Genomic DNA, 6952 nt, shown 5'->3' on the forward strand with positions numbered 1-6952 from the left:
GAGTGTCCGGTTCAGCGGGCGCGGGCACTCATGGCGCGCGGTGTCACCAGCAGCGCGATCAGGAGCATCGCGGCGACCACGTAGAAGGCGTCGAGGATGCCCAGGTGCTCGCCGATGAACCCGAGGATCGGGGGACCGACCAGGAACGCCGTGTACCCGAAGATCGAGACGATGGACACCCTGCGTGCTGCATTGGTGGGGTGGTCCGCCGCGGCGGATACCCCGACCGGGAAGCCCAGCGAGCCGCCGAGCCCCCAGAGGGCCGCGGCGCAGAAGGCGGTCCAGTGCTCGTTGGTCAGGATGAAGACCATGATGCCCACGAATCCGAGGGAACCCATCACCGTGAGCGTCAGCCGCCGCCCCAGCCGGTCGATGAGCGGGCCTCCCGTGGCCCGCCCCAGCGTCATCGCGGCGACGAACGTGCCATAGACCAGGGCGCCGCCGGCGTTGTTGAATCCGTGGCCGTCGACCGCGGCAAGGGGAAGCCAGTCATTGGCCGCACCTTCCACGAAGGCCATGCCAATGACCATCAGGCCCAAAAAGAGTAGCTGGGGTTCGGTGGCCATGCGCAGTGATTCGCGCAGGTGGGCCACGATGCCGCTGCGTCTGCCGGCCGGGGACGACGCGGTGGTTTCGGTTCGGGCAGAGCCCGGCCCCGCCGTCGTACCCGGCATGTGCGGCTCTGGTGGGGGGATGAAGCGGACGGCCACGGCGCCCGTGAGGCCGATGGCCACCGCGGCCACGGCGAAGTGGAGGCCGATCGGCACGTGGAAGCGAGCCGCAGCGGCGCCGAGTAGCGCGCCGAGGATGGTCCCGAGGCTGAAGTAGGCGTGCATCAGCGGCAGCAGGGTACGCCGGGCCGCCTTTTCCACGCCCGCACCTTCGACGTTCATGACCACGTCGGTGATGCTGTAGAAGAACCCGAACAGGAACAGCGTGGCAGTTGAGAGCGGGAGCGATTCCAGTGTGCCGGCGGCGAGCCCTAGCAGGGCGGTGGTCCCGGCCATGGCCAGCAGTGAGAAGAGCAGCGCCCTGCGGGTGCCGACGCGGGCCATGTAGGTCGGGGCGATGGCCAGCCCGGCGATGGATCCGATGGCCAGGCCGAAGAGCATGAGCCCGACCGTTTCGGTGCTGAGTTCCATCCCGTCGCGGACTGCGGGGATGCGCGAGACCCAGGAAGCGAAACCGAGGCCGGAGAGGCCAAAGACGACGAAGACCGCGTTACGCCATACGGCGAGGCTGCCGCGCGTCGCCGCGGACTGCGTGGTGGACAACTGGTTCTTCTCCTACGGGTGAGGGGGGTGGGGTGCGAAACATCGGAGACAGGAGCGCCCGGTGAGGATCCCCCTCCAAGTACCGCGCCGCTCCTCTGCTTGCTCCGATGACCCCAGTCTAGTGTGGTTTATGCCGATGGTGGACTTTTCGGCTGGTTTTCGCCCGGTGTCCCCGCCGGCGCGGGACAGTCCGCCCAGGTCAGCGCGCCCATTGCGCCTTTTTCGGAAGCGGGGATGCGTGGTTCCCCGGCTACGGGGCCACCGCCGAATCCGGAGCATGCCCGGCAATCTGTCCGGCAGCCAGCGCGGCGATCTGGTCGCGGGGGAGGGCGGCTGCAGGGGAGGCCGGGCGATGCCCAGATCCTCGCCGGCCGGAAAAGCTGTCCAGCGACACAGGCGACTGAGTGGTGCCCCCGGCGCGATTCGAACGCGCGACCGACAGATTAGAAGGCTGTTGCTCTATCCAGCTGAGCTACGGGGGCCGAAGCCCCGCGGGGCAACAACAGGAATCATTCTAGCGAGAGGAGACGTCGACGCCACATCGGGCCTTCGGCCCCCCCCCCTTGGGTCGACCCCCTCACAGGAGGCCGACATGGGGTTCGTGGGCGGTGCTGTCCACCATCGCACCGGCCGGCTGCCGCCACGCGGTGCCGAGCCGGGACGCTGATGGTGCGGGACGACGACGTTCCGCGATGGATACCAGTCTTGGAGGACACCATGAGAGACGCGAACAACTTCATCACCGTGGTCGGCAACGTCGGCACCGACCCGATCACGCGGACGCACGCCAACAACTTCCAGGTCACGCAGTTCCGGGTGGGAACCGATAACCGGGGCAAAAACGCCCAAACGGGTGAGTGGGAGAACAAGAGCACCAACTGGTACACCATCAAGGTCTTCAACCAGCTGGGACTGAACGCGGCGGCGTCGATCCGCAAGGGCCAACGCGTCTTCGTCGGCGGGTACGCCAAGATCGACCAGTTCACGCGGGAAGATGGCAGCACCGGGGTGGGTATCGACATCGAGGCGCAGTTCGTTGGACACGATCTGAAGTTCGGCACAGCGGAATTCCACCGTCTCCCACAGCTGCTCTCACGCGTCGACGATGAGGTGCGCGTGAGTGGCTTCGCGGTCGATGGGGAGGAATTCGACGGCGGGGACGGTGAGGATCGGAGCAGTGCCGACGCTGGTGAAACCGATGCTGATGTCGGCCGGGAATCCGATCACCGGTACCTGGCTGGGTGAAGGAATGCCGCCGGCCCCCCTCCAGCAAGTGGACGCCCGGCTGGAGCCCACCCCAAATAGGGATTTGGCACCTGAAACGACTAGCCTAGTGGGCATGGCGGAATTCATTTACACCATGACCAAGGCCCGCAAGGCCGTTGGCGACAAGGTGATCCTCGACGATGTCAGCATGTCGTTCTACCCCGGCGCGAAGATCGGCGTGGTCGGCCCGAATGGGGCCGGTAAGTCCACGATCCTCAAGATCATGGCCGGGATCGACACCCCCTCCAACGGCGAAGCCCGGCTCAGCGCAGGCTACTCGGTGGGCATCCTGTTGCAGGAGCCACCCCTGAACGAAGAAAAGACGGTCCTGGGCAACGTCCAGGAAGGCGTCGGGGAGATCTACGAGAAGATCTCGCGTTTCAACCAGATCTCCGAGGAGATGTCGGCACCTGATGCCGACTTCGACTCGTTGCTGGAGGAGATGGGCAAGTTGCAGGAGGCCATCGACGCCGCCGATGCGTGGGATATCGATTCCCAGCTCGAGCAGGCCATGGACGCCCTGCGCTGCCCTCCGGGCGACGCCGACGTCTCGGTGCTCTCCGGTGGTGAGCGCCGCCGCGTGGCCCTCTGCAAGCTCCTGCTGCAGAAGCCGGACCTGCTGCTCCTCGATGAGCCCACCAACCACCTCGATGCCGAATCGGTGCTCTGGCTCGAGCAGCACCTGCAGGCCTACCCCGGCGCCGTCCTGGCCGTGACCCACGACCGGTACTTCCTGGACCACGTGGCCCAGTGGATCGCCGAAGTCGACCGCGGCCAGCTGCACCCCTATGAGGGCAACTACTCCACCTACCTGGAGAAGAAGCGGGCACGCCTGGAGGTCCAGGGCAAGAAGGACCAGAAGCTCTCCAAGCGCCTCAGCGACGAACTCGACTGGGTCCGCTCCAACGCCAAGGGCCGCCAGACCAAGTCCAAGGCCCGTCTGGCCCGTTACGAGGAAATGGCTGCGGAGGCCGAACGCACCCGCAAGCTCGACTTCGAGGAGATCCAGATCCCGCCGGGCCCGCGCCTGGGTTCGCTGGTCATCGAGGCCGACAAGATCAAGAAGGGCTTCGGGGACCGTGTGCTCATCGAGGACCTGTCCTTCACGCTCCCGCGGAACGGCATCGTCGGTGTGATCGGCCCCAACGGCGTCGGCAAGTCGACCCTGTTCAAGACCATCGTGGGGATGGAGGAGCTCGACGAGGGTGAACTGAAGATCGGTGACTCGGTCAAGATCTCCTACGTCGACCAGAACCGCGGCGGCATCGACCCGGAGAAGAACCTCTGGGAGGTTGTCTCCGACGGCAACGACTACATCCAGGTCGGCAACGTCGAGATGCCCTCGCGTGCCTACGTTTCGGCTTTCGGCTTCAAGGGTCCGGACCAGCAGAAGAAGGCAGGCGTGCTCTCCGGTGGTGAGCGCAACCGCCTGAACCTGGCGCTGACGCTCAAGCAGGGCGGCAACCTGTTGCTGCTCGATGAGCCGACCAACGACCTCGACGTCGAGACCCTGTCCAGCCTCGAGAACGCGCTGCTGGAATTCCCCGGTTGCGCCGTGGTCGTCTCCCACGATCGCTGGTTCCTGGACCGGGTGGCCACCCACATCCTGTCCTACGAAGGCACCGAAGAGGATCCTGCGAGCTGGTACTGGTTCGAAGGCAACTTCGAGGCGTACGAAGAGAACAAGATCGAACGGCTCGGCCCGGACGCGGCCAAGCCGCACCGCGTCACGCACCGTCGCCTCACGCGCGGCTAACGGCAGCCGGACCAACAACAGCGCCCCTGCGGACCGAGAGGTCTGCAGGGGCGCTGTTGTCATTCAGTGGGGCATCGGGTGGGAGGACCGCTGGAGCCCGGCGCCGCCGTCGTGCGCTGTCTAGCGTTGCTGGTCGCGCTTGATCGCTGCGCGCATGATCCGTGATTGGACCCCGCCGACGAACTTGGACTTCTTGTCCGAGGGCACGCGCACCATGCCTTCCTGGGCGACGCTGGCGACCAGGACGCCGTCGCGGGTGAAGAAGCGTCCCTGGCCCAGCCCGCGGGCCCCCGACGAGCTGGGGCTTTCCTGGACGTAGAGCAGCCAGTCGTCGACCTTGACGTCGCGATGCCACCACATGGCGTGGTCGAGGCTGGCCACGTTCATGCCGGGGGTGATCCAGGGCAGGCCATGGCGGCGCAGCACTGACTCGAGCAACGTGTAGTCGCTGCCGTAGGCCAGGGCGGCGCGGTGCAGCGCAGGATCGTCGGGAAGCTGCTCGTAGGTCTTCATCCACAGGGCGTTCGTGGCCGTCTGCCCGGCGCCGCTCGGGGGCTCGAAGTACAGCGGTGGTTCGATGTAGCGGATGTCGAACGGGCGTTTGTAGGCCCATTCACGGGCGATGGGGTGGTTGATCTTGCCGATGAGCTCGGCGGTGGTCGGCAGGTCCTCCGGCGCCGGGATGCCTGCGGGCATCTCGATCTGGTGCTCCAACCCCTCAGCCGGATCCTGGAAGGAGGCGATCATCGAGAGGATCGGCTGGCCCTTCTGGTAGGCGTGCACCCGCCGTGCGGAGAAGGACCGGCCATCGCGGAGTCGTTCCACGCCGAAGGTGATGGGCACGTGCACATCGCCCGGACGCAGGAAATAGCCGTGCATCGAATGGATCGGCCGTTCGCCCTCGACAGTGCGCGTGGCGGCAATGACCGACTGGGCCACGACCTGTCCGCCGAAGACGCGATCGCGGCTCTGGGAGGGGGTGTGGCCGATGAAGATGTCCTCGTTGGTGCGCAGCTGTCCGTCGCCGTCGAGGTCGAGGAGCTCCACGAGGGATTCGGGCGATTCGGGATCGGTCACTACTACTCCTCGGTAAGGCTTGGTCTGCGCTTGAGACTATCCGGCCCCGCGCGTGCCAATCAAGCGGGGGAAGCCGGGCGCTTGGCGCCCCGGGCCCCAAGGGTGGCAGCATGGGAGCATGCTTCCCGATGCCCTGCAGCTGGCCGATCCCGAAACCATGTCCGACCTGCGCACTTTCCTGGCGCGGGCGCGCACCGTGGAGGATGGGCAAGCCCGGCTGCAGGTGGTCGGCGCGGCCTTGGCGGTTTACGTCCCCGTCCTGGCCCAGGAGGCCATTGGCAGCGCAGTGCCCACGGTGCTGGGGATGCGCGTGGCCAAGCTGTCCAGCGCGACCGCCGATGGGCTGGTGGCCGTCTATGAACTGGGTGCGCTGACCGACCGGCTGGCCCGAGCCGGCGAGACGGACACCGCACTGCCGCTGCCGCCTGCCGAATCCCGGGCAGCCTGGGCCGGGATCACCCCGCCGTTGGCCGGCTGGGAGGCAGGGGGGGAGTACGACGACGATGCCTTGTCTGCCGAGGCCGAGGCGGGTATGCACGCAGTCGCCGAGGCACTGCCCCCGAACGCCGGTCGGCCGGTGCTCGACACCGTGCGGGGACGCATCTGGTCCGCCTCCTGCCAGACCGGTCCCGCGGATGTCGAGCTGCCCCTGGGGGCGGCCTTCGCGGCGGAGTCCTTGGGTTTCCTCCGTCCGGGTGCCCGCAGCCGGCTCTTCAGCCGGGGCCGCTGGCTGCGGCTCACGTCATCCGGGGGCCACACCCTGGTCAGGCATGGCGCACCGCTGCTCTAGTGAAGGCCGGGCAGCCGCCGGGGCAGGCGTTGGTCCGGTGAATGTGAGTGCGCGGCGAGGTGTGGGTATGGGTGGGACGTGCCCCTCACAGGGTTGTTTTTCCGGGGTCCTGAGGGGGGTCCACCGGTAGAATCGAATACATGTTCGAGTCTGTGGCGGTTCCGGAACCCGGTCCCGCGGCGTTGACGTCCACGTCCGCCGCGCAGGCCTCCGGGTTGCCTGGAGACGGGTCGGGTGTGCTGGATCTGCTGTCCGGGGTGTTGGCGTTGATGCCTGCCGCGGAAGTGGCCGGGTTGGACGAGACGGTGCTGGTGGATGTGATCAGTCGTGCCGAGTCGTTGAAGAACGCGTTGGCTGGTCTCCAGGCCCGTGCCGAGGTCGTCCTCGATGAAACGGTGCGTGTCCGGCAGGAAGCCGGTGGGATGGCTGCGGGCAAACTCGGTGCCGGTGTCCATGCCCAGATTGCGTTGGCCCGGTGTGAGTGTCCGAACACGGGCCACCGGTTGTTGGGGGTGGCGAAGGCAGTGGTCAACGAGATGCCCCATACCCATCGGGCGTTGGTTACCGGGAGGCTCTCGGAGTGGCGGGCCACGATGTTGGTGCGCGAGACCGCGTGCCTGAGTCGTGGTGAACGCGCGATGGTTGATGAGCAGTTGATGGCTGATCCTGCTGTTCTGGACGGCGTCGGGACGCAGGCGTTGATCGGGCGGGTGCGCAAGCTGGTGTATGCGGTGTCGCCGCGGGCTGTGGTGGAGCGGGCGCGGCGGGCGGTGGCGGATCGTCGGGTGT

At 67.0% G+C, this 6952-nt stretch carries 5 protein-coding genes, 1 tRNA gene and 1 pseudogene; 4 read left to right on the top strand and 3 right to left on the bottom strand.

The window, feature by feature from the left end; translation table 11 throughout:
• Window positions 1–11: 11 nt before the first annotated feature.
• Entirely contained in the window at window positions 12–1274 is a 1263-nt protein-coding gene (locus ABD088_RS05905; RefSeq protein ID WP_343900734.1) for an MFS transporter, read from the bottom strand.
• A gap of 405 nt (window positions 1275–1679) precedes the next feature.
• Window positions 1680–1756, bottom strand: a tRNA-Arg gene (locus ABD088_RS05910).
• A 235-nt stretch (window positions 1757–1991) separates the two neighbouring features.
• Here ABD088_RS05910 and ABD088_RS05915 point away from each other — a divergent pair.
• Both ABD088_RS05915 and ettA read left to right on the top strand, forming a co-directional pair.
• The gene (locus ABD088_RS05915) at window positions 1992–2519 is read left to right on the top strand and encodes a single-stranded DNA-binding protein (protein ID WP_343900735.1); all 528 of its coding nucleotides are present in this window, start codon (window positions 1992–1994) and stop codon (window positions 2517–2519) included.
• 94 nt (window positions 2520–2613) lie between these two features.
• Window positions 2614–4296 (top strand): energy-dependent translational throttle protein EttA, encoded by a 1683-nt coding sequence (gene ettA, locus ABD088_RS05920; protein WP_343900736.1) that lies wholly within the window; start codon window positions 2614–2616, stop codon window positions 4294–4296.
• A gap of 120 nt (window positions 4297–4416) precedes the next feature.
• On the opposite strand, the gene ABD088_RS05925 is transcribed toward ettA, so the two are convergent.
• Entirely contained in the window at window positions 4417–5373 is a 957-nt protein-coding gene (locus ABD088_RS05925) for an acyl-CoA thioesterase (RefSeq protein ID WP_343900737.1), read from the bottom strand.
• A gap of 118 nt (window positions 5374–5491) precedes the next feature.
• Between ABD088_RS05925 and ABD088_RS05930 the strand changes: the two genes are divergently transcribed.
• Both ABD088_RS05930 and ABD088_RS05935 read left to right on the top strand, forming a co-directional pair.
• A complete protein-coding gene (locus ABD088_RS05930; protein WP_343900738.1) occupies window positions 5492–6163 on the top strand; it encodes a DUF8185 domain-containing protein in 672 nt (223 codons plus the stop codon).
• Between the two features lie 140 nt (window positions 6164–6303).
• Window positions 6304–6952: pseudogene (locus ABD088_RS05935) on the top strand (HNH endonuclease); the annotation flags it as partial.

Source organism: Arthrobacter rhombi (genome assembly GCF_039526245.1).
Lineage (GTDB): Bacteria > Actinomycetota > Actinomycetes > Actinomycetales > Micrococcaceae > Arthrobacter_H > Arthrobacter_H rhombi.